General features: G+C 36.6%; 35 protein-coding genes. All 35 read left to right on the top strand.

What is annotated here, in order from left to right; all coding sequences use genetic code 11:
• The first annotated feature begins 16 nt into the window (after positions 1-16).
• The 35 genes from BUC45_RS00005 (at position 17) to BUC45_RS00175 (ending at position 25,108) form a co-directional block, all read left to right on the top strand.
• A complete protein-coding gene (locus BUC45_RS00005) occupies positions 17-319 on the top strand; it encodes an rRNA biogenesis protein rrp5 (RefSeq protein ID WP_296969111.1) in 303 nt (100 codons plus the stop codon).
• The gene (locus tag BUC45_RS00010; RefSeq protein ID WP_296969114.1) at positions 319-1,479 is read left to right on the top strand and encodes a DUF2800 domain-containing protein; all 1,161 of its coding nucleotides are present in this window, start codon (positions 319-321) and stop codon (positions 1,477-1,479) included. The genes BUC45_RS00005 and BUC45_RS00010 overlap by 1 nt, the downstream gene beginning before the upstream one ends.
• A 1-nt stretch (position 1,480) precedes the next feature.
• The gene (locus tag BUC45_RS00015) at positions 1,481-2,017 is read left to right on the top strand and encodes a DUF2815 family protein (RefSeq protein WP_296969117.1); all 537 of its coding nucleotides are present in this window, start codon (positions 1,481-1,483) and stop codon (positions 2,015-2,017) included.
• A 6-nt stretch (positions 2,018-2,023) separates the two neighbouring features.
• Positions 2,024-3,970, top strand: a complete 1,947-nt coding sequence (locus tag BUC45_RS00020) for a DNA polymerase (protein WP_296969119.1) — start codon at positions 2,024-2,026, stop codon at positions 3,968-3,970.
• 35 nt (positions 3,971-4,005) lie between these two features.
• Entirely contained in the window at positions 4,006-4,344 is a 339-nt protein-coding gene (locus BUC45_RS00025; RefSeq protein WP_296969121.1) for a DUF4406 domain-containing protein, read from the top strand.
• Positions 4,316-4,501, top strand: a complete 186-nt coding sequence (locus tag BUC45_RS00030) for a hypothetical protein (RefSeq protein ID WP_296969125.1) — start codon at positions 4,316-4,318, stop codon at positions 4,499-4,501. Before BUC45_RS00025 ends, BUC45_RS00030 begins: the two co-directional genes overlap by 29 nt.
• Positions 4,485-6,896 carry a virulence-associated E family protein gene (locus BUC45_RS00035; RefSeq protein ID WP_296969128.1) on the top strand — a complete coding sequence of 804 codons (2,412 nt, stop codon included), beginning with the start codon at positions 4,485-4,487 and terminating at the stop codon, positions 6,894-6,896. Before BUC45_RS00030 ends, BUC45_RS00035 begins: the two co-directional genes overlap by 17 nt.
• A 300-nt stretch (positions 6,897-7,196) precedes the next feature.
• A complete protein-coding gene (locus tag BUC45_RS00040) occupies positions 7,197-7,475 on the top strand; it encodes a VRR-NUC domain-containing protein (protein ID WP_106063739.1) in 279 nt (92 codons plus the stop codon).
• A complete protein-coding gene (locus tag BUC45_RS00045) occupies positions 7,472-8,851 on the top strand; it encodes a DEAD/DEAH box helicase (protein ID WP_296969130.1) in 1,380 nt (459 codons plus the stop codon). Before BUC45_RS00040 ends, BUC45_RS00045 begins: the two co-directional genes overlap by 4 nt.
• The gene (locus BUC45_RS00050; protein ID WP_296969132.1) at positions 8,841-9,272 is read left to right on the top strand and encodes a DUF1492 domain-containing protein; all 432 of its coding nucleotides are present in this window, start codon (positions 8,841-8,843) and stop codon (positions 9,270-9,272) included. The genes BUC45_RS00045 and BUC45_RS00050 overlap by 11 nt, the downstream gene beginning before the upstream one ends.
• A gap of 302 nt (positions 9,273-9,574) precedes the next feature.
• A complete protein-coding gene (locus BUC45_RS00055; RefSeq protein WP_106063650.1) occupies positions 9,575-9,931 on the top strand; it encodes a helix-turn-helix transcriptional regulator in 357 nt (118 codons plus the stop codon).
• Positions 9,921-10,727 carry an ImmA/IrrE family metallo-endopeptidase gene (locus tag BUC45_RS00060; protein ID WP_170063670.1) on the top strand — a complete coding sequence of 269 codons (807 nt, stop codon included), beginning with the start codon at positions 9,921-9,923 and terminating at the stop codon, positions 10,725-10,727. The genes BUC45_RS00055 and BUC45_RS00060 overlap by 11 nt, the downstream gene beginning before the upstream one ends.
• The gene (locus BUC45_RS00065; protein WP_106063648.1) at positions 10,727-11,389 is read left to right on the top strand and encodes a hypothetical protein; all 663 of its coding nucleotides are present in this window, start codon (positions 10,727-10,729) and stop codon (positions 11,387-11,389) included. Before BUC45_RS00060 ends, BUC45_RS00065 begins: the two co-directional genes overlap by 1 nt.
• Before the next feature lie 79 nt (positions 11,390-11,468).
• Entirely contained in the window at positions 11,469-11,660 is a 192-nt protein-coding gene (locus tag BUC45_RS00070; protein WP_296969137.1) for a hypothetical protein, read from the top strand.
• Entirely contained in the window at positions 11,569-11,943 is a 375-nt protein-coding gene (locus tag BUC45_RS00075) for an HNH endonuclease signature motif containing protein (RefSeq protein WP_366749354.1), read from the top strand. The genes BUC45_RS00070 and BUC45_RS00075 overlap by 92 nt, the downstream gene beginning before the upstream one ends.
• 259 nt (positions 11,944-12,202) lie before the next feature.
• Positions 12,203-12,526 (top strand): hypothetical protein, encoded by a 324-nt coding sequence (locus tag BUC45_RS00080; protein WP_296969140.1) that lies wholly within the window; start codon positions 12,203-12,205, stop codon positions 12,524-12,526.
• Positions 12,527-12,593: 67 nt separating this feature from the next.
• Positions 12,594-13,826 (top strand): site-specific DNA-methyltransferase, encoded by a 1,233-nt coding sequence (locus tag BUC45_RS00085; protein WP_366749362.1) that lies wholly within the window; start codon positions 12,594-12,596, stop codon positions 13,824-13,826.
• A gap of 63 nt (positions 13,827-13,889) precedes the next feature.
• A complete protein-coding gene (locus BUC45_RS00090; protein ID WP_296969145.1) occupies positions 13,890-14,582 on the top strand; it encodes a hypothetical protein in 693 nt (230 codons plus the stop codon).
• A complete protein-coding gene (locus BUC45_RS00095; protein ID WP_111921357.1) occupies positions 14,582-14,770 on the top strand; it encodes a hypothetical protein in 189 nt (62 codons plus the stop codon). Before BUC45_RS00090 ends, BUC45_RS00095 begins: the two co-directional genes overlap by 1 nt.
• Before the next feature lie 94 nt (positions 14,771-14,864).
• On the top strand, positions 14,865-15,782 hold the full coding sequence (locus BUC45_RS00100; RefSeq protein WP_296969148.1) for an amidoligase family protein: 918 nt from the start codon (positions 14,865-14,867) through the stop codon (positions 15,780-15,782).
• Between the two features lie 145 nt (positions 15,783-15,927).
• Positions 15,928-16,386, top strand: coding sequence for a gamma-glutamylcyclotransferase family protein (locus BUC45_RS00105; protein WP_296969151.1), 459 nt, complete (start codon positions 15,928-15,930; stop codon positions 16,384-16,386).
• Positions 16,387-16,538: 152 nt separating this feature from the next.
• A complete protein-coding gene (locus tag BUC45_RS00110) occupies positions 16,539-17,009 on the top strand; it encodes a phage terminase small subunit P27 family (protein WP_296969152.1) in 471 nt (156 codons plus the stop codon).
• A complete protein-coding gene (locus BUC45_RS00115) occupies positions 17,009-18,571 on the top strand; it encodes a terminase TerL endonuclease subunit (protein ID WP_296969154.1) in 1,563 nt (520 codons plus the stop codon). Before BUC45_RS00110 ends, BUC45_RS00115 begins: the two co-directional genes overlap by 1 nt.
• A gap of 13 nt (positions 18,572-18,584) precedes the next feature.
• Positions 18,585-19,847 carry a phage portal protein gene (locus BUC45_RS00120; protein ID WP_296969156.1) on the top strand — a complete coding sequence of 421 codons (1,263 nt, stop codon included), beginning with the start codon at positions 18,585-18,587 and terminating at the stop codon, positions 19,845-19,847.
• The gene (locus BUC45_RS00125; protein ID WP_296969160.1) at positions 19,837-20,517 is read left to right on the top strand and encodes a head maturation protease, ClpP-related; all 681 of its coding nucleotides are present in this window, start codon (positions 19,837-19,839) and stop codon (positions 20,515-20,517) included. Before BUC45_RS00120 ends, BUC45_RS00125 begins: the two co-directional genes overlap by 11 nt.
• Positions 20,518-20,554: 37 nt before the next feature.
• The gene (locus BUC45_RS00130; RefSeq protein WP_296969162.1) at positions 20,555-21,736 is read left to right on the top strand and encodes a phage major capsid protein; all 1,182 of its coding nucleotides are present in this window, start codon (positions 20,555-20,557) and stop codon (positions 21,734-21,736) included.
• A gap of 43 nt (positions 21,737-21,779) precedes the next feature.
• Positions 21,780-22,067, top strand: a complete 288-nt coding sequence (locus tag BUC45_RS00135) for a head-tail connector protein (protein WP_366749364.1) — start codon at positions 21,780-21,782, stop codon at positions 22,065-22,067.
• Positions 22,064-22,390, top strand: a complete 327-nt coding sequence (locus BUC45_RS00140) for a phage head closure protein (RefSeq protein ID WP_296969169.1) — start codon at positions 22,064-22,066, stop codon at positions 22,388-22,390. Before BUC45_RS00135 ends, BUC45_RS00140 begins: the two co-directional genes overlap by 4 nt.
• Positions 22,383-22,733 carry an HK97-gp10 family putative phage morphogenesis protein gene (locus tag BUC45_RS00145; protein ID WP_296969171.1) on the top strand — a complete coding sequence of 117 codons (351 nt, stop codon included), beginning with the start codon at positions 22,383-22,385 and terminating at the stop codon, positions 22,731-22,733. Before BUC45_RS00140 ends, BUC45_RS00145 begins: the two co-directional genes overlap by 8 nt.
• A 27-nt stretch (positions 22,734-22,760) precedes the next feature.
• The gene (locus BUC45_RS00150) at positions 22,761-23,087 is read left to right on the top strand and encodes a hypothetical protein (protein WP_296969174.1); all 327 of its coding nucleotides are present in this window, start codon (positions 22,761-22,763) and stop codon (positions 23,085-23,087) included.
• Positions 23,088-23,660, top strand: coding sequence for a major tail protein (locus BUC45_RS00155; RefSeq protein WP_296969177.1), 573 nt, complete (start codon positions 23,088-23,090; stop codon positions 23,658-23,660).
• A gap of 17 nt (positions 23,661-23,677) precedes the next feature.
• A complete protein-coding gene (locus BUC45_RS00160; RefSeq protein ID WP_296969179.1) occupies positions 23,678-23,977 on the top strand; it encodes a hypothetical protein in 300 nt (99 codons plus the stop codon).
• 11 nt (positions 23,978-23,988) lie between these two features.
• The gene (locus tag BUC45_RS00165) at positions 23,989-24,144 is read left to right on the top strand and encodes a hypothetical protein (protein ID WP_013779435.1); all 156 of its coding nucleotides are present in this window, start codon (positions 23,989-23,991) and stop codon (positions 24,142-24,144) included.
• 67 nt (positions 24,145-24,211) lie between these two features.
• On the top strand, positions 24,212-24,811 hold the full coding sequence (locus BUC45_RS00170) for a type IV toxin-antitoxin system AbiEi family antitoxin domain-containing protein (RefSeq protein WP_296969182.1): 600 nt from the start codon (positions 24,212-24,214) through the stop codon (positions 24,809-24,811).
• Between the two features lie 24 nt (positions 24,812-24,835).
• A complete protein-coding gene (locus BUC45_RS00175; RefSeq protein WP_296969185.1) occupies positions 24,836-25,108 on the top strand; it encodes a hypothetical protein in 273 nt (90 codons plus the stop codon).
• Positions 25,109-25,236 lie beyond the last annotated feature (128 nt).

The raw sequence follows: 25,236 nt of genomic DNA on the forward strand, positions 1-25,236 counted from the left end.
AAGGAGGTAAAAGCAGATGAATGAAATAGCTTTAAATATCGCAAATGACTTAAGAAAGTTGGCAGATAGCATTGAGGCACTAACAAAGGAAGAACAAAAATCACATGTTGCTAATGTAGAAGAGTTAAGAGAACCAGCAACTTCACAAAAAGATAATCTACCAATTCTAGAAGAGGTAAGAGCAAAATTAGCTTCTCTATCTAAGGCTGGAAAGCAAGCACAGGTAAGAGAGCTTATTACAGGCTTTGGAGTTAAGAAGCTATCTGACATACCAAGAGAAAAATACCCAGAATTACTTGAGAAAGTCGAGGTGATGTAATGGGAGAACATGCCCTACTCTCTGCTTCATCGGCTCACAGATGGCTTAAGTGCAGCCCTAGTGTAAGGCTGGAAGAAGAGGTGGAAGATAATACAAGCATTTATGCAAAGGAAGGAACCTTTATGCATGGATTAGCTGAGTTACATCTTAAACTTTTTCTAGATGATATTACAAAGGCAGAGTTCAATAAGAGACTAAAAGAAATGAAGCAAAATGACTTTTATACAGACGAGATAGAAAAAGCAGTAGAGATTTATGTAGATGCAGTAATTGAAAAGATTAATGAGGCAAGGGCAAATACTTCTGATCCACTTATTCTTATAGAAGAAAGATTAGATTACAGCCCTTGGGTTAAAGAAGGATTTGGAACAGGAGATGTCCTTATTATTGCAGATGGAATTATTGAAGTTATTGATTTAAAAGGTGGCAAAGGAGTAGCAGTATCAGCAATAGGAAATCCCCAAATGCGTCTATATGCCTTAGGTGCAATTAACGGATTTGGAATGCTCTATGATACCCAGAAAGTTAGAATGACCATTATCCAACCAAGACTTGATAATATCTCCAGCGATGAAATGGAAGTAGAAGAACTTATACATTGGGGAGAGAAAATAGTAAAGCCAAAGGCTGATGAAGCTTGGAGAGGAGAAGGTGAATTTAAGGTAGGAGAGCATTGCAGGTTCTGTAAGGTAAAAGCCATATGTCGAGTTAGAGCAGATGAAAACATGAAACTAGCCTGCATGGATTTTAAGCTACCAGCATTATTAACAGATGAAGAAATAGTAGAAGTACTAAATCAAATAGATGAGTTAACAAAATGGGCTAAGGATGTAGAAGCATATGCATTTAACCAAGCAGTAAATGAAGGCAAAGAGTGGCCTGGATTTAAGCTGGTGGAAGGTAGAAGTTCGAGAAAGTATTCTGATGAAGATAAAGTTGCCAAAGCTTTACTTTCTGCAGGATTTGAAGAAGAAAAGATATTCAGTAAATCTTTACTAAGCCTTACCAAACTTGAAAAGGAATTAGGAAAGAAAGTATTTGAAGAAACCATAGGAGATTTAATAATCAAACCTCCTGGGAAACTTCAGTTAGTTCCAGAGGAAGATAAAAGACCTGCTGTAAGAAGCAGTGCAGAAATAGATTTTAAGGAGGAATTTTAATATGAAAATAGTTACAGGTAAAGTTAGATTTAGTTATGCAAATGTGTGGGAGCCACAAAGTGTAAATGGAAGTGAACCTAAGTATTCTGTGAGCTTAATTATTTCAAAGAATGATAGGAAAACACTAGAAAAGATAAATAAGGCAATTGAAGCTGCCGAGAAAGAGGGAATATCAAGATTTGGTTCAAAGTTTACCAGCGGTTCAAATTTTAGAAGACCATTAAGAGATGGAGATTTAGACAAACCAGATGATCCAGCATATAAAAATAGCTACTTTATAAATGTAAACAGCAAGATAAAACCAGGTATTGTAGATAAAAATGTAGAGCCCATATTAGACCAAACAGAATTTTATTCAGGCTGCTATGGTAGAGCAAGTATTAGCAGTTTCCCATATAGCATTAATGGGGCAAAGGGAATTACATTTGGATTAAACAATCTTCAGAAACTTGAGGATGGAGAACCTCTAGGTGGAATATCAAGACCTGAAGATGATTTTGAAGCTATAGATAATGACTTTGATGATATTTTAGGATAATGCCTTATGAAAATACTAGCTATCGATATTGAAACTTATAGTAGTGTAGACCTCGGTAAATCTGGGGTCTATGCCTATACTGAAGCAGAGGATTTTGAAATACTTTTAATGGCTTATGCCTATGATGATGAAGAAGTACAGGTTGTAGATTTAGCAAGTGGTGAAAAGGTTTCAGCTGATGTAGTAGAAGCTATAACTAATCCTAAAGTAATTAAAACAGCTTTTAATGCACAGTTTGAAAGAACTTGTTTATCAAAATATTTTAAAGAGGAAATGCCACCAGAACAGTGGAGATGCAGTATGGCCCACGCATTAACTTTAGGCCTTCCTACCAGTTTAGCAGGTGTGGCTAGGTGTTTAAATCTAGAACAGCAAAAGATGAGTGAAGGGAAAGCACTAATTAGATACTTCTCAATTCCTTGTAAACCTACTAAAGCTAATGGGGGAAGAACTAGAAATCTTCCTCATCATGATAAGAATAAGTGGGAAACATTCAAAGCATATTGTAAGCAAGATGTGGAAGTGGAAAGGTCTATTCGTAAAAGATTAGAGAATTACCCTATGACAGATAAAGAATTAAAGCTATGGTTTTTAGACCAAAGAATCAATGATTATGGAGTTAGAGTGAATAAAGAATTAGTAGAAAATGCAATACACTGCTATGAAATCTACCAAAAGGAATTAGTAGACGAAGCTATAGATTTAACAGAACTTGAAAATCCTAATAGTCCAGCCCAGCTAAAGACTTGGCTTAAAGATAAACATGGTATTGAAGTGAAAAGTCTATCCAAAGCAAAAGTAGCAGAGTTATTAGATGAAGTTGATGACCCTATAGCAAGAAGAGTTTTAGAGTTAAGGCAAGATATGTCTAAGACTTCAGTTAAGAAATATGAGGCTATGGAAAGAGCCATGTGTAAGGATGAAAGAATACGAGGATTACTGCAGTTTTATGGAGCAAATCGAACTGGAAGATGGGCGGGAAGATTAGTTCAAGTTCACAATCTTCCTAGAAATGATATGAGTGATTTGGATTTAGCAAGGGAACTTCTTCTAGCTGGAGATTATGAAACACTAGAACTACTCTTCGATTCAGTACCAGATGTTCTATCTCAGCTTATTAGAACAGCTTTTATTCCTTCTCCTAATTCAAGATTTATTGTAGCAGACTTTAGTGCCATTGAAGCTAGAGTTATAGCTTGGCTTGCAGGAGAGAAATGGAGAATGGATGTATTTAATTCCCATGGAAAGATATATGAAGCTTCAGCATCTCAGATGTTTGGAGTTCCTGTAGAAGAAATTCATAAGGGTAGCGTATTAAGACAGAAAGGTAAGATTGCAGAATTGGCTTTAGGTTATGGAGGTAGTAAAGGAGCCTTAAAAGCTATGGGTGCAATAGATATGGGGCTAAGTGAAGAAGAATTACCTGAGCTTGTTTCTGTTTGGAGAAAGTCCAATTCAAATATAGTTAGACTTTGGTGGAATGTGGAAAGTGCTGCAATTAAAGCAGTTAAGGAAAGAACTGTAGTTAGTATGCAATATGGTCTTAAGTTCTACTTTAAATCAGGAGTGTTATTTATAAGACTACCCTCTGGCAGAAGCCTTGCTTATGTAAGGCCTAGGATTGAAATAGATGAAAGATTTAATAAAGATAAATTGACCTATGAAGGTATGGAAGGAATGAAGTGGGGTCGTATTGACACCTATGGAGGAAAATTAACAGAGAATATTATACAAGCCATAGCAAGGGACTGTTTAGCTGAATCTATGCTAAGGCTTGAAAAGTACGGATATAGGATTGTATTTCATGTTCATGATGAAGTGATATTAGATGTTCCAAAGGATAATGGCTCATTAGAAGAAGTGGAGGAAATTATGGGGTTTGATATCCCTTGGGCTCCAGGACTTCCATTAAGAGCTGAAGCCTTTGAGAGTGATTACTATAAAAAAGACTAGGTGGGTCATGAAATACGACCTACCTAAAGAGAAAGGTGATATTAGTGAAACCAATTATCTATGTATGTTCTCCCTTAAGGGGAGATGTTAAAAGGAATATAAATAAAGCTATAGGCTATTCAAGGTATGCCTATGTCAAGGGTGGTATTCCCTTGGCACCTCATACCATCTTTACTCAGTTTTTAGATGACGAGGATGAAGAGGAAAGAAACGCAGGAATAGATATGGGGCTTGAACTTTTAAATATATGTGATGAACTATGGGCCTTTGGAGATAAAATCTCTGTGGGAATGCTTAATGAAATTGAAAGGGCTAAGTCACTAGGGATTATAGTAAGAAGGTTTAATGAAAGGTGTGAACCTTTGGATGAATAGGGAAACCATTAAGTTTATAAAACTTCTAAAAGACTATAGGGGAATTCTTCCAAGACAAACTATTAAAACCTTAAGAGGCCAGGCATTAGCTGGAGATATAGAAGGAGCAAAGAAAGGACTTAAGAAAGAGGTGAGTAAATATGCAAGAGCCATATAAGCTTAAAGAACCTAAATTAAAACATGATGGAGTTCTTACCATTGCTACAGGTAGAAGTAGAAAAGAAATGAACTGGAAGAATCGAGAGATGCTCTGGTCGGAATTGGTAGATAAATTAAGCAGTACCATAAGAACTTATGAAACCTATGAAGAATACAAGAAGCTATCTAAATCGAAGAAAGATGAAATAAAAGATGTAGGTGGATTTGTAGGTGGAACTTTAAAGGAAGGCAGAAGAAAAGCTGATAATGTAGTTTGGAGGCAAATTGTAACACTTGATGCTGACTTTGTTAAGGGAGATTTATGGGCAGGAGTTGAGACCATGTTTGGATATGGATGTGTAATGTATTCTACTCACAGTCACAGTCCTAAAGCTCCAAGATTAAGACTTGTTATTCCACTAAAAAGGGCAGTAACTCCAGATGAATATGGAGCAGTATCGAGAAGAATTGCAGCAGATTTAGGCATAGATTTCTTTGATGATACCACCTATGAGCCACACCGATTAATGTATTGGCCATCAACTTCTTCTGATGGAGAGTTTATTTTCAAAGTATTAGATGAAGAATGGGTAGATCCAGATGAAATACTTGCAAGGTATGAGGATTGGAGAGACTCATCCTATTGGCCTGAAAGTTCAAGGACCAAAGAGAATAGAAAGAGATTAGCAGAAAGACAAGGAGACCCTAAAGAAAAGCCAGGAGTAGTAGGTGCCTTTTGTAGGACATACTCTGTAGTTGATGTAATTGAGAAGTTTCTACAAGATGTATATTCACCTTGTGAAAACCCTAATCGTTACACCTATATTCCAGGATCATCTGCAGGTGGATTAGTTATATATGAAAATGGAGACTTTGCATATTCACACCATGGCACCGACCCCATTAGTGGCAAACTATGTAATGCTTTTGACCTTGTAAGACTTCATAAGTTCGGTGAATTAGATGAAGAGGCGAAGGAAGGAACCCCAGTAAATAAGCTGCCATCTTATCTTTCTATGCAGAAGTTAGCTAGAGAGGATTTAGAGGTTAAAAAGACTATAGCTAGTGAAAGGATGACTTCAGCTAGTGAGGATTTTAATGAGGAAGATTGGCAAGTAAACCTTGAAATTAATAATAAGGGAGAGCTTAAAAATACTCTTACCAATATAATTCTTATACTAAGACATGATCCACAACTTAACAGTATTTTTTATAACGAGCTTCGAGAAGGTGTTGATGTAGAAGGAGATGTTCCCTGGAAAAGGTTAAAGTCTGGGTGGAATAAAACTGATGAAGCATCTCTTGCTGGATATATTGATTTAAACTATAACCTTTATGCACCAGGAAAGCTTAAAGAGGCTGTATTAAAAGTAGCTGTTGAAAGGTCTAGACATCCAGTAAAGGATTATCTATTAAATCTTCCAAAATGGGATGGTATTAAAAGAGTAGATACCCTATTAGTTAAATATCTAGGAGCAGAAGATAATATCTATACCAGAGAAGCAACAAGAAAGACACTAGTTGCAGCAGTAGCAAGAACCATGAATCCAGGAATTAAATTTGATACAGTTCTAGTTTTAAATGGGCCACAAGGAATAGGAAAGAGTACTCTATTTTCAAAGCTAGGTGGAAAGTTTTTTAGTGATTCTCTTTCCATCTCAGATATGAGAGATAAAACTGCAGCGGAAAAACTTCAAGGTTACTGGATACTTGAAATTGGAGAACTAGCTGGAATTAGAAAAATTGATGAAGAGACATTAAAGTCTTTTTTATCAAGGCAAGACGATAAGTTTAGAGCAAGTTATGGATACTCAGTAGAAGATCATCCAAGACAGTGTATTATTGTAGGCACCACAAATCAAGAAGCAGGATTTTTAAGGGATATTACTGGTGGGCGTAGGTTTTGGCCAGTTAAGACTCCAGGAGATACTAAATTAAAACCTTGGGATATAGATGATGTAGACCAGATTTGGGCAGAAGTAATGGAATATTACCATCAAGGGGAATCTTTAATATTAAGTAATAAGGCTGAAGAGTTTGCAAATGCAGCCCAAGTGGATGCTTTAGAAAGTGATGATAGAGAAGGATTAGTTAGAGAATATTTAGATATGCTCCTTCCAACGAACTGGGATGATATGGACTTATATGCAAGAAGAAGCTTTATTCGTGGTGATGAGTTTAGCAATAATGTTATAGGAACTGTAAGAAGAGAGCAAGTCTGCACCATGGAAATTTGGTGTGAGCTATTTGGTAAAGAAGCTACTGCCATGAGAAAGATAGACTCTTATGAGATAAATGCAATAATGAGAAAGATTGATGGATGGGAAAAGTACACTGGAAACAAGCAGGGAAATGCCAAAGTTCCTCTCTATGGAATACAAAGAATTTATGTTAGATGTGATAAACAAGATTAAACAAGATTTAGGCTTGTTACCATTCTTGTTTACTACCCCTACCCTAGTTATATTAAGGCTTTAATTTATATTATTAACAAGATAAACAAGATTATATATATAGATAAATAAAATAAAGAATATATAGGTATATGTATATGCCTAATCTCTATAATTAAGAGTAGTCTATAGGAAATTCTTGTTACTTGTTTATTGAAAACCTTTTAAAAGTTACTAAAAGCCTTATAAATACTGGAGTGTAGAGATTAACAAGATTGTTAACAAGATTTATACTTGTTTAAGAAATGGGGAGTGTTTGAGATTTTAGAGAGTAAAATAGAGGCTAGATTAAAACGGGAGGTAGAAGATTTAGGTGGCCTTGCACTTAAGTTCACCTCTCCAGGAATGGCAGGTGTGCCTGATAGATTAGTCTTACTACCAAAAGGAAAAATCTACTTTGTAGAACTAAAAGCACCTGGGAAAAATTTAAGGCCTCTCCAATTAAAAAGAAAAGAGCAACTGGAAAGCCTAGGCTTTAAAGTTTATGTAATAGATTCATATGAAAAAATAAATGTATTTTTACAGGAGGTGGTTGATTGAAATATAAACCTTATGACTATCAACAATATGCCACTCAGTGGATTTTAGATAAAGAAAAAGCAGGACTACTACTGGATATGGGAATGGGTAAGAGTGTTATTACTCTAACAGCCATAGATGAATTGATGTTTAATTACTTTGAAGTATCAAAAGTTTTAGTTATAGCACCACTTCGTGTAGCAGAAAGTACATGGGATGAAGAAGCAGCTAAATGGGATCATCTAGAACATCTAAAAATATCAAAGGTTCTAGGAACGGAAAAAGAAAGAATTAATGCCTTATATACTAAAGCTGATATTTACATCATCAACCGAGAAAATGTGAAGTGGTTAGTAGATAAATGTGGTAAGGATTGGCCCTTTGACATGGTGGTAATAGATGAACTATCCAGCTTTAAATCCCATAGAGCACAAAGGTTTAAAGCCTTAAGAAAGGTAAGGCCCTTTATGAAACGAGTAGTGGGTCTTACTGGAACTCCAGCACCAAATGGACTTATAGATCTATGGTCTCAAATTTATCTACTAGATGGTGGAGAAAGGCTAGGAAAAACCATAACTGGATACAGGGAGAGATACTTCTTACCAGATAAGAGAAATCAGCATATAGTATTCACCTATAAGTTAAAGGAAGGTGCCGAGGAAGCCATCTATGAAAAACTATCAGATATTTGTGTCAGTATGAAAGCAGAGGATTATTTAAAACTACCAGAAAGAATTAATAATATCATACCAATTTATCTGCCAAAGAAGGCAAAGGATAAATATGACCAACTGGAAAGAGACTTATTACTGCCACTTAAAGATTCAGATATTGTAGCAAATACAGCAGGTGTTCTAGCTAATAAGCTACTCCAAATGTCCAACGGAGCTGTCTATGATGAAAACGGAGATGTAAAAGAAATACACAATGCAAAGCTTAAAGCATTAGAAGACAGCATAGAAGCTGCAAATGGAAAGCCAGTATTAATTTTTTATTCCTATAAGCATGATTTAGATAGAATTAAAAAGCACCTAAAAAGAGATGATTTAACAGTTCTTGATACATCTGAAGATATAAAGAATTGGAATGAAGGTAAAATACCAATTATGCTGGCCCACCCAGCTAGTGCTGGACATGGATTAAACCTTCAAGCTGGTGGAAATATCATAATTTGGTTTGGGCTTACTTGGAGCCTTGAACTATACAGCCAAGCAAATGCAAGACTTTATAGACAAGGCCAAAAGCAAAATGTAATCATCCATCACTTAGTAGCCAAAGATACAATGGATGAAGATGTTATGAAAGCACTTGAAGGTAAGGAAGTAGGACAAGAAGCATTGCTAAATGCAGTGAAGGCGAGGGTTAGAAAGATGGGAGGTAATGAGAATGAATGCTAAAGAATATCTATCTCAAGCTATGTGGCTTGATAAAAGTATAAATAATAAGCTGGATCAAATGGAAAGACTGAAAGCTATAGCGGAGAAGGTTACTGTAGACTTTACTCAGGAGAAGGTATCTGGGGGTAAATCTACAACAAGTCCTATGGAAGATGCTACTGTTAAACTTATAGATTTAAGCTATGAAATAAATGATGACATTGATAGATTAGTAGATTTAAAAAGAGAAATCCTGGATGTCATAAGTCAAGTAGAAGATGTAAGTTACCAGCTAGTTTTAGAAATGAGATATATAAATAATAAGGGCTGGGATGATGTAGCTAGATGTATGGGATATGATAAAAGGTGGATAATGAGACTTCATGGTAGAGCTTTAAAAGAAATTGATGAAATTTTAAAAGAAGCCACTAAAAGCCATTGAAAGCCACTTAATAAATGTAGTATTATATAAGATGTAAAGGTATAGAAAAATCAGGAACACCATATGCTGTTTGTATAGGCCGAGGTTATATCAATTTGATTCCAAGGAAACGCAGCATTCTTGAATACAAGCCCCAAAGAGGGCTTTTTTCTATGCCAAAATATTTTTAAAGCATTTACCAGCATTTACAATTCACAAAATTTAAAACTAATGCATAAAATATAAAAAATGGGATAGTAATATAACATATATGTTGAATTTAATAAGAAAATGTTATATAATCATTACAAGGAGGGTTAGTTATGAGTTATGCATTAGGTATGAGAATAAAAGAATTACGCCAAATTCGTAAAATTAGCCAAGAACAGATGGCTAATGTATTAGATATGTCTAGGCAAAGATATTCTCGTTTAGAAAATGGGCAAGTGGATATTTCTTATGTCATGATCAAAAAAATTGCAGATTATCTAGGTGTGCCAACATCAGAAATAACAAGTGCTGAAGAAGAAAAGAAAGAACTTGTTACTTTGTTTAGAGAAAAAGGTAGTAGAGAAGATGTAATAGATTCAGTTTCTAAAATTGAAAAAATATTAAAAGTTTTTCACGCTCATGAGAAGCTATACTACCAAATGAAGGAGCATGATGACTTTGTGGATTAATAAAATAGATATTGAAAAAAAAGCATTAGATATAAGGCAGGAAAACAATATACAAACTTATGGGGTTAAGGATATTTTTAGTTTAGTGGAACAAAGAGGTACTCATTTAATTAGATATCCATTTGGGAAGGATACTGTATTAGGATTTTCTACAACCTTTGAAGGAAAAGAAATCATAGTATCAAATTCATCTGAAATATTGTCCAGAGAGATATTTACAATAGCCCATGAACTAGGTCACATAATATATGATTTTGAAGACGAGAATCAAGATGTGAAAATAGACATAAATATTGATGACATAGATGAAGATATTTCTGAGGCTAGAGCGTATTATTTTGCAAATTGTTTTTTAATGCCAGAAACACAATTATTAGAATTTGTAAAATATGAACTTGAGAAAAAAGCTATAAATCTTAATGCGATTGATATTATTAGATTACAAATTGAGTTCCAAGTAAGTTATGCTGCAGTAGTTAAGAGGCTTTATGATATTGACTTTATTAATTATAATAAAAAATGTGAACTATTTAATGAAAGGAACGATATTACATCAAGGGCTTTATTTAGGATGATTAATGTTGATGAAAAGCTATTAGAGCCATCAAATGTGATTAAGGTCCCATCAAGGTATTTAGAATATGCAATTACAAATTATGAAAATAACCATATTCCTTATTCAAGTTTAAAAAAGGCACTAGCTCTTTTAGATATTGATGCAAGCATCTTTAAAAAGGATGAAGATAACAAAGATGAAGAGCTAAATATTGATGATATATTTGAGGAGTACGAATAATGGATGCATCTTTAGATACTGATATTGTAATACATTTATACAAAAGCAATAAAAGGGATTTGTTATTTTCATTTTGTGATGAACTTTATATGCATGAATACCTTTTAGAAAACGAGCTCAAAAGGAAATCATATTCAGTTCATGAACAATTTATGATAGATGTACAAAAAGGAAATATAAATATAATAACTAACTCAGATTTAATTGATAGGGGAGTAAAGGTGCTTTTTGAAACATATTTAGAGCAGAATAATTTGCTATTTGACACCGGAGAATTATATGCAGTAGCTTTAGCAAAAACTATAGGGATTGCAGCTTTTCTATCAGATGATACAAAAGATTTTGGGCCTCATGATACTTTGGTGAGGGGGCTGATTAGAGATGTTATTCCATTTGCATTTTATGAACTGCTATTTCTAAAGTATATAGAAACAGATCAGACTCCTGAAGATTTATATAACGAATTTGAAGAAGTTACTTCAAGTAGTATGCAGGTACATCCTATGAATTTTAGAAGTAGAATGATTACTACTGTTAGAAGGTTTAGTGATAAACATGGTACAAAAAGAGATATAATTTGGATTAAAGAATTCTGCAATAATAGAAATATTAATTATAAAAATAAGATGTTGGAGTTAAGGGGATTTTTAAAAACCTTATAAATAATAAGATTTGTGATACAAGCTCTAGAGCATTTAGCTTTAGGGCTTTTTCTATGCCCAATTTTAGGAGATGAAACAAATGAATAAATGTAGGAAATGTGTCTGGGGAACATGGCTTTCACCTAATATGGTGTATTGCATGTTCACTAGTTGCTTTAAAGATAAAGAGGTGAAAAAAGATGCCAAGGAAACCAAAGAAGCCCTGCAAGTACCCAGGCTGTCCAGAGCTAACAGAAGGGAACTATTGCAAGATGCATCAAAAGGAAATTAATAGAGAATACAACTGTAGTAATAGACCATATAAGAAACTATACAACAGCAGTCGCTGGCAAGATTTAAGAAGGTATGTATTAAACAAACAGCCTCTCTGTGTAGAGTGTTTAAAGAATAATAGAATTACCCCAGCAACAGTGGTAGACCACATAAAACCTCATAAAGGTAACGAAGACTTATTCTATGACATTAATAATCTTCAATCCCTGTGCAAGTCCTGCCATGATAGGAAGACTGCCAAGGAAGACGGTAGATGGAAAAGGAAAGTTTACACTTATTGACCCCTAGGGCGGGGTGAAGATTTTAAAACCCTCTAGCCCAGGAACGGGGCGGCCCCCTCGTGTGAGAATTCGCGAAATTCCATAGGGGGGTATAGAATACTTGTAACTGATGTAAGTGTTGAAGTTGCTGGGTTACTTGAAAATAGTAATGAAAAAACTAAGGGTTATTAGGCACTTTTTAGTACATTGGAAGATTCTTGTTATTATGAGTACAACCCCCACATATATTATAGAAAGTGAAATATGTAGGAGGGGTAAAATGATAGAAAGTAAGTTTGATTTAGTTACAGTTAAAAAATATAAGGAAGATTTAAATAGTCTATTTCGTATGGTTGATGAATTATTACATGGAGTGGGGATACACAAAATTGAAAAGGAAGATTGTGAAATATTAATATCTTCTTTTGATAATGTGGTTAGATTATCTGGAATGTATAATGATATAATAAGACAGGTTATTGATAATGGAGAAATAACTACAAGTGATCCCCAAGAATACATTAGTTCAAATCTTAATACAGCAGTTGTTTTAGCAAAAAAGGTACATGATAAATATAAACATTTATCTAGATATGGTAAATAATATTAGTTTTAAGGCTGGCTTAGGCTGGCCTTTTTTAATGCCCATTTTTAAAGAAAGGTGTGAGAATTTGAAAACAACGGAAGAATTAAAATTAATAGATATAGATAAATTAATACCCTATGCCAATAATGCTAGAACCCATAATAAGGAGCAAATTAATAAATTAAGAAGTAGCCTTAGAGAATTTGGTTTTGTAAATCCTGTTTTAATAGATAAAGAAAAAAATATTATAGCAGGTCATGGCAGAGTAATGGCAGCAAGGGAAGAAGGAATAAAAAAGGTTCCTTGTGTATTAGTGGAGCATTTAACAGATGCTCAGAAAAAAGCATATATTTTAGCAGATAATAGATTGGCTATGGATGCAGGATGGGATGATGAGATACTAGCTTTAGAGTTAGAGAATTTAAAAGAACTGGATTTTGATATAGACCTAACAGGTTTTGATGCTGCAGAAATAGATGAGCTTTTTAGTAATATCCACGATAAAGATGTACAGGATGATGATTTTGATGTGGATGCAGCTTTAGAAGATGAGCCTATTTCAAAACAGGGTGATATTTGGCTTCTAGGAAGGCACAGACTTATTTGTGGAGATAGCACCAAGGCAGAAACTTATGAGAAACTGATGGAAGGAAAGAAAGCTAATTTATGTGTTACAGATCCTCCGTATTCTGTCAATTATTCATCAAAAGCTGGTTCTATAAAAAATGATAATTTAAATGATCAGGATTTCTATAATTTCCTATTAGCAGCATTTAAGAATATAGAAAATGCAATGGCAGATGATGCTTCGATATATGTTTTTCACGCTGACACTGAAGGTTATAATTTTAGAAAAGCTTTTAAAGAGGCAGGATTTTATCTTTCAGGTGTATGTATTTGGGCGAAGCAATCCTTAGTTTTAGGAAGAAGCCCGTACCAATGGCAACATGAGCCTATCCTATTTGGCTGGAGAAAAGATGGGAGACATAAATGGTATTCAGATAGAAAGCAAACTACCATATGGAATTTTGATAGGCCCACAAAATCAGAACTTCATCCAACTATGAAGCCAGTACCTTTATTAGCTTATCCAATTAAAAATAGTAGTGTTACTAATTGTATAGTTTTAGATCCGTTTGGTGGCTCAGGAAGCACATTAATTGCCTGCGAGCAGACGGGAAGAATTTGTTATGCTATAGAACTTGATGAAAAATATGCAGATGTTATTGTGAAAAGATATATTGAGTATGTTAATTCTTATGAAGAAGTTTTTCTAATAAGAGATGGAGAGAAAATTAAATATAAGGATACGATATAACCCTTGCAATTTCCTGTGTTTAGAGTGATATATGTAAGTAACCTAAATACAGGAGGGATTGAAATGGATAGAAAGGAAATGGTAAAAATCTTAGGTAAGCACTTTGGTGTGAAGCCTAGGTATCTAGGAGTACCAAGCTTTCAATACAAAATTGAAACACCTAAAGAAACTTACATCATAGATAGGGAGGGAAAGATTATGACATCTCTTGGGGCAGAAGTAGAATTTGAAGAACTACTAGCTGGGCCTGAAGAACCTATTGGCTACGAATTAGAAATACCCATGGATGGCCACAGTGGTAGAACCTTAAGAAATATTGTAAACATGATTTACAGCAGGCAGCCTTTAATTAAAAAGGCATTGGGAATTGAAGAAAATATAGTAGAAGAGGACTTTGTTATTAAAATTAACGAAGCAGATATTAACAGCGTAGATAGTTTTGAAAGAGCATTAAATAAAATTGAAGAGGGAGGACATCCTGGAATAGAATTTGACTTTCAGGAAAAAAGTATAACCTTTAAGCATACAGGAACTGAAGCAGCTACTTGGCTTTTTGCACTAATCAATAAAAATGCTAAGGGCCAAAGTAGAGCTTTAGCTAAAGTGAAACCTACTGACAATGAAAAATACACTTTTAGAACTTGGCTAACAAGACTTGGAATGATTGGAGATGAGTATAGAGAAATTAGAAGAGAACTCCTTCAAAATCTAAGTGGCAACAGTGCATTTAGGTATCCAGTGAAGGAGGAAGACTAATGACTAAACCAAGATGTAAATTAATCGGTGAAGATGGAAACATATTTAATCTTATGGGGATTGCATCTAGAACCCTTAAAGAAGCTGGTATGAAAGATAAAGCAGATGAAATGGTAAAAAGGATAATGGAATCTGGGTCTTATATTGAAGCTTTAGCTGTTATTTCTGAATATGTTGAAATAGTGTAAAATACTGTGTTTCTTTTGAAAATAGTACTTGCTATTTATCTCTTTTAGAGTGATATATATACACAACGAAAACATACTGAAAGGAGATAAAACCATGGCAGACAGAGATTTTTTAAAGACCAACTTTGGAATTGAGATTGAACTAACAGGAATTACAAGAGAAAAGGCAGCAAGAGTTGTAGCCGACTATTTAGGGGGAAGCATTCAAAGACAAAACGATTATTACGATAGCTACAAAGTTACTGCACCAGATGGAAGGGCTTGGAAGATTATGTATGACGGAAGCTTAAGATGCCAAAGAAAAGTAAATGGGCAAAAGGTTGCAGCAGGAAGAGAATACAGCGTAGAGCTAGTAAGCCCAATCTTAAACTACGAAGAAGACATTGAAACTTTGCAGGAGCTAATAAGAAAAATCAGAAAGACAGGAGGTTTTCCAAACTCAACAGCAGGAATACACATACACCTAGATGGAGCAGACCATACACCAAGAAGCTTAAGAAACTTTGTAAACATCATCTACGCTAGAAACGATTTGCTTTACGAAAGCCTACAAATTGAAAGGGAAAGAATGCGTTACTGCAAGAAGATGGATAAAGATTTAGTGGAAAGAATGAATAAGAAAAAACCTAAAACTTTCAAAGAAATTGAGGACATTTGGTACAAAGGCTACGGCTCCAGCAGGGAAAGACACTACCATGAAAGCAGATATCATTTTCTAAACCTTCACAGTTTTTTCAACGGAGTAGGAACAGTAGAACTTAGGGGATTTAATGGAACTATTCATGCAGGAAAAATAAGAAGCTACATTGTTTTGGCCTTAGCCATAAACAACCAGGCCTTAACCCAAAAGAGTGCTAGCACCAAAAAGCCACAATTAGAAAATCCAAAGTTTGCAATGAGAACTTGGCTAAACCGAATAGGACTTATCGGAGAAGAATTCAAAAACTGCAGGGAGCACTTAACCAAACACCTAGAAGGAAGTGCAGCTTGGAGATTTCGAAGAGCCGCATAGAGAAACTTAAAAATAGCGGCAGGCCCAAGAGCCACAGAGGGGGAAACCCCTCTTAAGCTGGTAGAAGGACTCCCTCACTTAAAGTAAAGGCCACACAGGCCAAGTAGTGGGGAAATATTGGGCCCTTTGGAAAGGATGAATCAAAATGAAAAGACTATATGTTGCTTATGGTTCAAATCTTAACCTAGAGCAAATGAGCTACCGATGTCCTACTGCCAAGGTTTATGGAAAGGGAATGCTTTATGGCTACAGGTTACTTTTTAAAGGTGTACCTGGAAATGCCTATTTAACCATTGAACCCTACAAAGGTAAAAGAGTACCAGTACTTGTATGGGAAATAGGGCCTAAAGATGAAATAGCCCTTGATAGGTATGAAGGCTACCCTAGCTTTTACTACAAAGAAGATATACCAGTGGAACTTGAAACTGGAGAAATTGTAACTGCCATGGTTTACATTATGACCAATAAGATTAAGGATAGGATTCACTTAAATTCTCCAAGTCAAAGTTATTTAAGAACTGTAAAGGAAGGATACAAAAGTGCTGGATTTGATTTGAGTTTCATTGATGAAGCCATTGAAATCAGCACAAAGAGGGAAAAATAAGCCCCACACTTGCCCTGTAAGGGCTTTTTAAAGAGGTAATGGGGCAATTACCCTAGGGGTTTTAAACTACAAAGGAATTGGAAGATAGAAAAATCAGAAGGAAGGCCTAAAATAAGGGCCTTTTTTCTTCACTATAAATTGGAGGTGATAGCATGGCGACACGAGGAAGAAAACCTAAGCCAACTGCACTAAAGGTCTTGGAAGGGAATCCTGGAAAAAGACCTTTAAATGAAAAAGAACCAAAACCTGAAAGAAAAGCTCCCGAATGTCCGTCATGGCTGGAGCCTGAAGCTAAGAAAGAATGGGAGCGAATGGCTAAAACTATGGAGGCCATTGGAATACTTACTGAAGTAGATATGGCAGCCTTTGCTGGATACTGTCAAGCTTATGCTAGATGGAAGGAAGCAGAGGAATTTCTATCAAAGCATGGCACTATTTTTAAAACTCCATCAGGATATATTCAACAGGTTCCACAGGTATCCATTGCTCAAACATATCTAAAGGTTATGAAGGACTTCTGTTCTGAATTTGGACTTACTCCTGCTGCTCGTACAAGAATTCAGGTAAATACAGAAGAGACTGATACCGATGATCCAATGGAAAACTTACTGAGGGTTAAATAATGTTTGATGAAAAGAAAGCAGAACGAGCAGTTAAATTTATAAATAACCTTAAACACACCAAAGGTGTATGGCATGGAGTTCCTTTCGACCTTTTACCTTGGCAAGATAAAATCATACGAGATATATTTGGAACTGTAAAAGAAGATGGTTATAGAAAATATAATACAGCTTATGTGGAAATTCCAAAGAAAAATGGGAAGAGTGAACTTGCTGCAGCTATAGCCCTATATCTTACCTGTGGTGATGGAGAATGGGGTGCTGAAGTTTATGGATGTGCAGCTGATAGGCAGCAGGCTTCTATCGTATTTGATGTAGCAGTAGATATGGTAGATCAATGTCCTGCTTTAAAGAAAAGAATAAAACCAATTCTATCTCAAAAGAGATTGGTGTATATGCCTACAGCCAGTTTCTATCAAGTTCTATCAGCAGAAGCATTTACAAAGCATGGGCTTAATGTTCATGGAGTAATTTTTGATGAACTACATGCCCAGCCTAATAGACAACTTTATGATGTAATGACTAAAGGAAGTGGAGATGCTAGAAAGCAACCACTTTTCTTTTTAATTACTACAGCTGGTACTGATAGGCATTCTATCTGCTGGGAAGTTCACCAAAAAGCAGATGATATATTAAGAGGGAAAAAACATGATCCTACCTTCTACCCTATTATTTATGGAATTGAAGATAGTGACGATTGGACAGATGAGGCGAACTGGTATAAGGCTAACCCATCTTTAGACCATACCATTGATATAGAAAAGGTAAGAGCAGCTTTTATAAGTGCAAAGGAAAATCCAGCAGAAGAGAACTTATTTAGGCAACTAAGGCTTAATCAATGGGTAAAGCAATCTGTAAGATGGATGCCAATGCATTTATGGGATAAGTGCTCCTTTGAAGTAAATCCTGAAAAACTAAAAGGAAGAGAGTGTTATGGTGGACTTGACCTTTCAAGTTCCATCGATATAACAGCTTTTGTTTTAGTTTTTCCTCCAATACCAGAAGATGATAAATACTATGTGCTTCCATACTTTTGGATACCAGAGGAGAATTTAGATTTAAGAGTAAGAAGAGATCATGTTCCTTATGATATTTGGAAACAGCAAGGCTACCTTCAAACCACCGAAGGGAATGTTATACACTATGGCTTTATAGAGAAATTCATAGAAGAACTATGGAAGGACTATAACATTAAAGAAATTGCTTTTGATAGATGGGGAGCTGTGCAAATGACTCAAAACCTAGAAGGTGCAGGATTTACAGTAGTTCCCTTTGGGCAAGGGTACAAAGATATGAGCCCACCTACAAAGGAACTTATGAAATTAACACTGGAAAAGAAAATAGCCCATGGTGGACACCCAGTACTATCTTGGATGATGGATAATATTCATGTAAGAACTGACCCTGCTGGAAATATAAAACCTGATAAGGAAAAATCCACTGAAAAAATAGACGGTGCTGTAGCTTTAATTATGGCCCTAGATAGAGCTATAAGAAATGAAGGAAGTAAGTTTGACTTAAATGAGTATTCAACAGAGGAAATGCTAGACAAACTTTGGGGTTAGGGGGTGATGGTATTTGAATGTATTTAATAAGTTAAAGAATATATTTAGTCCTAAAGCTGAAACTGTGGAATTAAACGATAGAAGGCTTTTAGAAATATTAGGAGTTGAAAATAGCGAGCTTAATTACAAAGGTAAAAATGCACTAAAGGAAGCAACTGTGTTTTCCTGTATTAGAATATTGGCTGATAGCATAGGTAAACTTCCTACTAAGGTATATAAAAATAATAATGGAAGGCAAAGTGCGGCAGAACATTATCTAACCCCAATTTTAAAAATTAGACCTAATCCTTGGATGAGTGCCAGGGACTTTTTTAAAGCCTTAGAAGTTCAGAGAAATATTTATGGAAATGCCTATGCTTGGATAGAGTTTGCAACAGCAGGAAGAAACGCAGGTCATGTTACAGGGATTTACCCCTTAGATAGTTCTAAGGTTGAAATATATGTTGATGATATTGGGCTACTGCCCCATAAAGGTAAACTATGGTATGTCTATACAGATAATAAAGGCACCCAGTATAGGATTGACTCTGACGAGATGTTACATTTTAAAGGCTTAACCAGTGATGGCATCTTAGGTATTACTCCACTAGATGAGCTTAAAAACACCATAGAAAACGCAGGGGCAGCTAGCAAGTATTTAAACAACAGCTTTAAGACAGGCCTGCAGACAAAGGGTATCATCCACTATGTGGGGGATTTAAGCCCTGAAGCTCAGCGGATATTCAGAGAGCGCTTTGAACAGATGGCAAGCGGGCTTAAAAACGCAAACAGGGTATCATTACTTCCTTTGGGATATCAATTTCAGCCCTTAAGCCTTACTATGGCAGATGCCCAGTTTCTAGAAAACACCCAGCTTACAGTAAAGCAAATTGCCGCAGCCTTTGGGGTAAAAAACCATCAGCTAAACGATTTAGATAGGGCAACACATACTAATGTGGAGCATCAGCAGCGGGAATTTTACGTTGATACCTTGATGGACATTTTAACAGGCTATGAGCAGGAACTAACATATAAGCTATTTACCCAAAAGGAACTGGATAATGGCTACTACATCAAGTTTAATGTAAATGCCATACTGCGAGCCGACCCTAAAACAAGATACGAAGGCTATAGAATTGCCATCCAATCAGGTTTTATGACGGCCAACGAAGTAAGAGCTTTAGAAGAATTAGAGCCTAAAGAAGGGGGAGAAAGACTACTCATAAACGGCAATATGATGCCAATTGAGATGGCAGGTGAGCAGTACAGAAAAGGTGGTGGTGAAAATGGGGAGTAAAAAGTTTTGGAACTTTAAAAACCAAGATAAAAAAACCGGTGAGCTTACCCTTTATGGTGAAATATCAAGTGACACTTGGTATGGTGATGAAGTAACCCCTAAAGAGTTTAAAGCTGATTTAGATAAGTTAGGAGATATAGATACATTAAACATCTACATCAATTCTTCCGGAGGGGATGTGTTCGCAGGCCAGGCAATTTACTCTATGCTTAAAAGACATAAGGCTCATAAAAACGTCTATATTGATGGACTTGCAGCAAGTATCGCAAGTGTCGTAGTCATGGCCGGCGATACTATTTACATGCCTAAAAACGCCATGATGATGATCCATAACCCCTGGACTTTTGGCCTGGGAAATGCAGATGAGTTTAGAAAGCTTGCAGAAGACCTAGATAAAATCCGGGAAAGCTTAATTGTAGCTTATGAAGAAAGGTCTGCTTTAACAAGGGATGAGATTATAGAGCTTATGGATGATGAGACATGGCTTACGGCAGACGAGTGTTTTGAATACGGGTTTTGCGATGTGGTGGAAAAGGAAAAACAGATGGCGGCTTGTATCGATAAAGCTATACTGGCAAGGTATAAAAATACCCCCGAAGAGTTTTTAACCGAGGAACCAAAGCCTAATGAACAACTTAAACAAAAACTATTAATTGAACTGGAGCTGTAAAGGCTCTTTTTTATTTTATGAAAGGAAGGCGATTTAGATGAGTAAAAAACTACGTGAACTACTGCAGGCATTGGAAACTGAGAAGGCAAAGGTGCGAGGGTTACTTAAAGAAGACAAAGTACTTGATGCAGAAAAAGCTATGGAAAAGGTGCGGGACCTACAAAAGGAAGTGGCTATAGAACAGGAGCTAGAGGCATTAGAAGACCAGACCCTTGATGATGCGACTCCCATCGACCACATCCACAATCGCACCGATAAAGACCTTGAAGCAGAATATAAGCGAGTGTTTTTAAAGGGGTTAAGGAGGCAAAGGATTACTGCCGATGACCACAGCATTATCAGCCAGTATCGAGCTGCCATGCACGAAGGAGGCATAACAACCGATACTGACGGGGATACCGGGATAATTGTTCCCCAAGATATTCAAACCAGAATCAATGAACTTTCAAGGACCTTAAACGATTTATCCAAGTATATCCGGGTAGAAACCGTTAATACCCTATCAGGCTCTAGGGTGCTGGAAAAGGATGAGGACATGGTGCCCTTTGCTGTGGTGGATGAGTATGGGGAGATCCAGGAGACCGACAACCCTAAATTTACTCCTGTAACCTACAAGCTAGTAAAGCGGGCTGGTTTTTTACCCCTTACAAATGAGCTCTTAAAGGATACTGACCAAAATATCTTAAGCTATGTCACAAACTGGATTGCTAAAAAGCATGTGGTAACTAAAAATAGCTTAATTATTGCCATCTTAAACTCTCTTAGCAAAAAGAATTTAACAGATATCAAGGCAATCAAGAAGGTTTTAAATGTGGACCTAGATCCTGCAATTAGCCTATCCAGCACCATCATCACAAACCAGGACGGCTTTCAGTGGCTAGATGAGCAGGAAGATGCCAACAACAGACCACTTTTGCAAGATGATATTACCCAACCCGGCAAGAAACTCTTTAAGGGAAGACCCATTGTAGTGGTAGCCAATAGAACCCTACCTTCTACCGGAACTACTACTGTTAAAGCCCCCTTTATCGTGGGAAACTTTAAGGAGCTGATGGTGCTATTTACTAGAGGAGTATATGAACTTGCTTCCACAAATATCGGCGGCGATGCTTGGAGAAGAGATAGCACAGAGCTTAGAACCATCACAAGAGATGACTGTGTAAAATGGGATAGCGAGGCGGCAGTCTTTGGTCAGCTTACAATTTCTTCAGGTGCGTAAGGGGCGGTCTTTCCGCTCCTTTTCCTTTAAGGGGTGAGTGAATTTGATTATTACACTGGAAGAGGCAAAAGCGTATCTCAAGGCAGACCATACTGAAGAAGATGATTTAATAGAATCCTTAATCGATGCCGCTGAGACCTATCTTAAAAACGCCACCGGCAGGACCTTTGATGGCTCAAACTATATTGCCAGGCTGTTTTGCTTAACCTTAGTAACTGACTGGTATGAAAACCGAGGGCTAGCAGTTGGTAAAGTAAGGGAAGGGATTAGACCAGTCATTGAAAGCCTACTAGCCCAGCTAAACTACTGCTATCCGGAGGTGGAAAAATGAACCCTGGGGAGCTAAATAAAAGAATAACCCTGCAAAGGCCAATTATCACCATAAATGAAAGGGGCTTTGAGGAGGAAACTTGGGAGGATGTAAAAACGGTCTGGGCAAAAGTCACTAATCTTCATGGCAGAGAATACTACGCTGCTGCAGCTGTCCAGGCGGAAAACACGGTAAAGTTTACTATACGCTATCTTGAAGGTGTCGACACCACTATGCGGATACTTTTTCAAGGTAAGCACTATGACATTACCGCTATCGATAACATCAAATACCAGAACCGCTATATGGAAATTAAGGCATTGGAGGTGGTAGCTAGTGGCTAATTTAGAACTTGAGGGAATAGAAAACCTAATAGCTGAAGTAGAAAAGCTAGGTGCTAAAGGGGCAAGAATAGAAAACAAAGCCTTAAGGGAAGCGGGGGAAGTGGTAAGAGAAGCCATTAAACAAGAGGCTCCCCGGAAAACCGGCACACTAAAAAAGAGTATTGAAGTATCCAGGGTGAAAAATAAGGATGGAGCAAAGTATGTAGAAGTAGGTCCTGGTAAAGAGGGCTGGTATGGAAAATTTTTAGAATTCGGTACAGTCAAAATGAAAGCTAAACCCTTTATGGCTCCAGGTTACGAAAAATCTAAAGAAAAGGCAATGGAGGAAATTGAAAAGAATTGAAAAGAATTTAAAAGAAGGACTAGGCTTATGAGCATAAATCAAGAAGTGATAAAAGCTTTAGGGGATATTAAAGTGCCGGTCTCTTTTCAAAGTTACACTGGGGATGCCGATACCTATATCACTTTTTTTACCTATCTAGATAAACCTGAGCAGCATGCCGATGATAAGGAGCTTGTTACAGGACATTATGTGCAAGTTGATGTGTGGAGTAAGGGGGATTATACCGACCTGGTTAAAGCTGTGCATGAAAAAATGCTGGCGGTAGGTTTTACAAAACAAAGCTTTTATGACCTGTATGAGGAAGACGTGAATATTTATCACAAAGCAATGCGATTTTTTAAGGAGGTGCTGTAAATGGCACAAGTAGGACTTAATGATTTACACTTTGCTATTTTAACAGTGGACAGTAAAGATGAATTAACTTATGAAGCTCCAGAGCCGATGGTGGGGGCTATCAATGCTACCATTAACCCGGCAGTAAATACTCAAGAGCTTTATGCAGATGATCAGCTTTGGGAGTCAGTATCAGCACTTGGAAAAATAGATGTGGAAATAGAGACAGCAGATTTACCTTTAGCCATCCGAGCTAAAATCCTGGGCAACGAACTAAAAGAAGGGGTGCTAATTGAAAAAGCCACCGACGTCCCGCCCCATGTTGCCCTAGGGTTTAAGAGCTTAAAATCTAACGGCAAGTACCGCTATATATGGCTCTTAAAAGGAGTAGCCCAGCCCATAGCTGAAGACTTTGCCACCAAAAAGGATAATGTAGAGCATAAAACCCCCAAGGTGAAATTTACCTTTATGGCAAGAGTCCATGATGGCCAGTGGAAACACACAGCAGATGAAGAAAGTGAAGAGTTTCTAGGAGCGGAGACCTGGTTTGATAAAGTGCCTGGGGATACTACGGCATTCAACCCGGAGCTATAGAAAGGAGGACCTAAGGCTTGGAGATTGGATTAAAAATTAATGGCAAAGACAAGACTTACACCGCTGGCTTTATCAGCGCCCGGATGGTAAGAAGGACCATTGAAGTATCCAAAGAGGTAAACTTTGATAATATTACTCCCGAGGAACTGGATAAACTGATGGACTATATCGTGGAGCTCTTTGAAAATCAGTTTACCAGAGATGAGCTTTATGATGGTCTTGCCTCTAAAGACTTAATCCCTACTATCACCAGATGTATCAATGAAGTGGTAGGTGAGGTAAGCAGCGTCACAGCAGGTGAGGGAAAAAACGGGTAGATGGGGATGCCATGGACCCCCAAGATTTTATTGACCAGCTTTATCTAGCACTTCTTGATAAAGGCTGGACCTTAAATGATATCGATTCCATGGACATTATCTATTACTTGAAACTATTGAACAAAAAACTAGGAAACGAGAAAGTGTATATTGATGAAATCTTATAGCCTTTAATTAGTATTCACCTTTACGCTAAAATGGTTTATACTTATAGTGTAAGTGCAAAAAGGGTTGATGAATTTGACATACAAAGACAAATTAGAAGAATTGGTAACCGAAAGAAGCGGTTTAATCCTCACAAAGGAAGTTGAGGAAGCAGGCATCCCTCGACATTACTTAACTGTTCTTACGAAAGAAAAGAAACTTAAGAGAATCTCTCACGGGGTATACCTTGCTCCAGATGCATTTGATGATGAAATGTATAGGCTTCAGGCTAAAAACCAAAGGATTATTTTTTCCCACGAAACCTCATTATACCTACATGATTTAACGGACCAAGATCCGCTTGAGTGGTCTGTAACTGTTCCTTTTGGCTATAATGCTTCCCACTTAAAAGAAGAGGGTGTTAAAGTCTATACTGTTAAAAAGCCGCTTCATCAAATGGGAGTTACCGAACTGAAAACTGTATACAAAAGACCCATTAAAGCATATAACAAGGAAATGACCATTTGCGATATTATCAGAAACCGCAGCAATACGGATATTGCCGTCTTAAACGATGCCATTAAAAGATATCTTAATTTTAAAGACAGGAACATTCCACTACTGCTAAGATATGCAAAAGAGCTAGGTGTGCAAAATATCGCAAGAAAGTACCTGGAGATATTGCTGTGAAAAAATTAAAGCAGGTGAAGATTTATGGCTAAGAAAAATGATATAAATTCGGATACTGATACGAAAAAAGCCAGGAAAGACCTTTATTCGAAGCTCGCTGAAACAGAAAAACAGCTTGAAAGCACAGAACTATTGTTAGATGCGAAGGATGTCTTTAAAGGCTTAGAGGAAAAATATATCAAAGTGACAAATAACAAATCAGAAGATATGCAGACGGTAAGTGATGAGGAAGTAGATAGAGTAGCTAAAAAGATGATATCTAAGTACAGGAAGGCTTTTGAAGAGTTATCAAAGTAGAAAAATCTGTTAGTAGATACTGTAAATTATGGTATAATAAATAAGGAAAGAATTGCAGTTGAGCCAGAAAAGAGCAGGCCATCTTTTCCGGCCTGCTCTTTTCGCTCAATTGCAATTTTTCCTATTGA

Source organism: Tepidanaerobacter sp. EBM-38, from assembly GCA_001896545.1.
In the GTDB taxonomy this organism is placed as follows: Bacteria; Bacillota; Thermosediminibacteria; order Thermosediminibacterales; family Tepidanaerobacteraceae; genus Tepidanaerobacter.

Bases quoted from the DNA above. Each gene is read 5' to 3' on its own strand.
- BUC45_RS00005 (WP_296969111.1), top strand. From the start codon at position 17: ATGAATGAAATAGCTTTAAATATCGCAAATGACTTAAGAAAGTTGGCA.
- BUC45_RS00010 (WP_296969114.1), top strand. From the start codon at position 319: ATGGGAGAACATGCCCTACTCTCTGCTTCATCGGCTCACAGATGGCTT.
- BUC45_RS00015 (WP_296969117.1), top strand. From the start codon at position 1,481: ATGAAAATAGTTACAGGTAAAGTTAGATTTAGTTATGCAAATGTGTGG.
- BUC45_RS00020 (WP_296969119.1), top strand. From the start codon at position 2,024: ATGAAAATACTAGCTATCGATATTGAAACTTATAGTAGTGTAGACCTC.
- BUC45_RS00030 (WP_296969125.1), top strand. From the start codon at position 4,316: ATGAAAGGTGTGAACCTTTGGATGAATAGGGAAACCATTAAGTTTATA.
- BUC45_RS00035 (WP_296969128.1), top strand. From the start codon at position 4,485: ATGCAAGAGCCATATAAGCTTAAAGAACCTAAATTAAAACATGATGGA.
- BUC45_RS00050 (WP_296969132.1), top strand. From the start codon at position 8,841: ATGAATGCTAAAGAATATCTATCTCAAGCTATGTGGCTTGATAAAAGT.
- BUC45_RS00055 (WP_106063650.1), top strand. From the start codon at position 9,575: ATGAGTTATGCATTAGGTATGAGAATAAAAGAATTACGCCAAATTCGT.
- BUC45_RS00065 (WP_106063648.1), top strand. From the start codon at position 10,727: ATGGATGCATCTTTAGATACTGATATTGTAATACATTTATACAAAAGC.
- BUC45_RS00070 (WP_296969137.1), top strand. From the start codon at position 11,469: ATGAATAAATGTAGGAAATGTGTCTGGGGAACATGGCTTTCACCTAAT.
- BUC45_RS00075 (WP_366749354.1), top strand. From the start codon at position 11,569: ATGCCAAGGAAACCAAAGAAGCCCTGCAAGTACCCAGGCTGTCCAGAG.
- BUC45_RS00080 (WP_296969140.1), top strand. From the start codon at position 12,203: ATGATAGAAAGTAAGTTTGATTTAGTTACAGTTAAAAAATATAAGGAA.
- BUC45_RS00090 (WP_296969145.1), top strand. From the start codon at position 13,890: ATGGATAGAAAGGAAATGGTAAAAATCTTAGGTAAGCACTTTGGTGTG.
- BUC45_RS00095 (WP_111921357.1), top strand. From the start codon at position 14,582: ATGACTAAACCAAGATGTAAATTAATCGGTGAAGATGGAAACATATTT.
- BUC45_RS00100 (WP_296969148.1), top strand. From the start codon at position 14,865: ATGGCAGACAGAGATTTTTTAAAGACCAACTTTGGAATTGAGATTGAA.
- BUC45_RS00105 (WP_296969151.1), top strand. From the start codon at position 15,928: ATGAAAAGACTATATGTTGCTTATGGTTCAAATCTTAACCTAGAGCAA.
- BUC45_RS00110 (WP_296969152.1), top strand. From the start codon at position 16,539: ATGGCGACACGAGGAAGAAAACCTAAGCCAACTGCACTAAAGGTCTTG.
- BUC45_RS00115 (WP_296969154.1), top strand. From the start codon at position 17,009: ATGTTTGATGAAAAGAAAGCAGAACGAGCAGTTAAATTTATAAATAAC.
- BUC45_RS00125 (WP_296969160.1), top strand. From the start codon at position 19,837: ATGGGGAGTAAAAAGTTTTGGAACTTTAAAAACCAAGATAAAAAAACC.
- BUC45_RS00130 (WP_296969162.1), top strand. From the start codon at position 20,555: ATGAGTAAAAAACTACGTGAACTACTGCAGGCATTGGAAACTGAGAAG.
- BUC45_RS00140 (WP_296969169.1), top strand. From the start codon at position 22,064: ATGAACCCTGGGGAGCTAAATAAAAGAATAACCCTGCAAAGGCCAATT.
- BUC45_RS00150 (WP_296969174.1), top strand. From the start codon at position 22,761: ATGAGCATAAATCAAGAAGTGATAAAAGCTTTAGGGGATATTAAAGTG.
- BUC45_RS00155 (WP_296969177.1), top strand. From the start codon at position 23,088: ATGGCACAAGTAGGACTTAATGATTTACACTTTGCTATTTTAACAGTG.
- BUC45_RS00165 (WP_013779435.1), top strand. From the start codon at position 23,989: ATGGACCCCCAAGATTTTATTGACCAGCTTTATCTAGCACTTCTTGAT.
- BUC45_RS00170 (WP_296969182.1), top strand. From the start codon at position 24,212: ATGAATTTGACATACAAAGACAAATTAGAAGAATTGGTAACCGAAAGA.
- BUC45_RS00175 (WP_296969185.1), top strand. From the start codon at position 24,836: ATGGCTAAGAAAAATGATATAAATTCGGATACTGATACGAAAAAAGCC.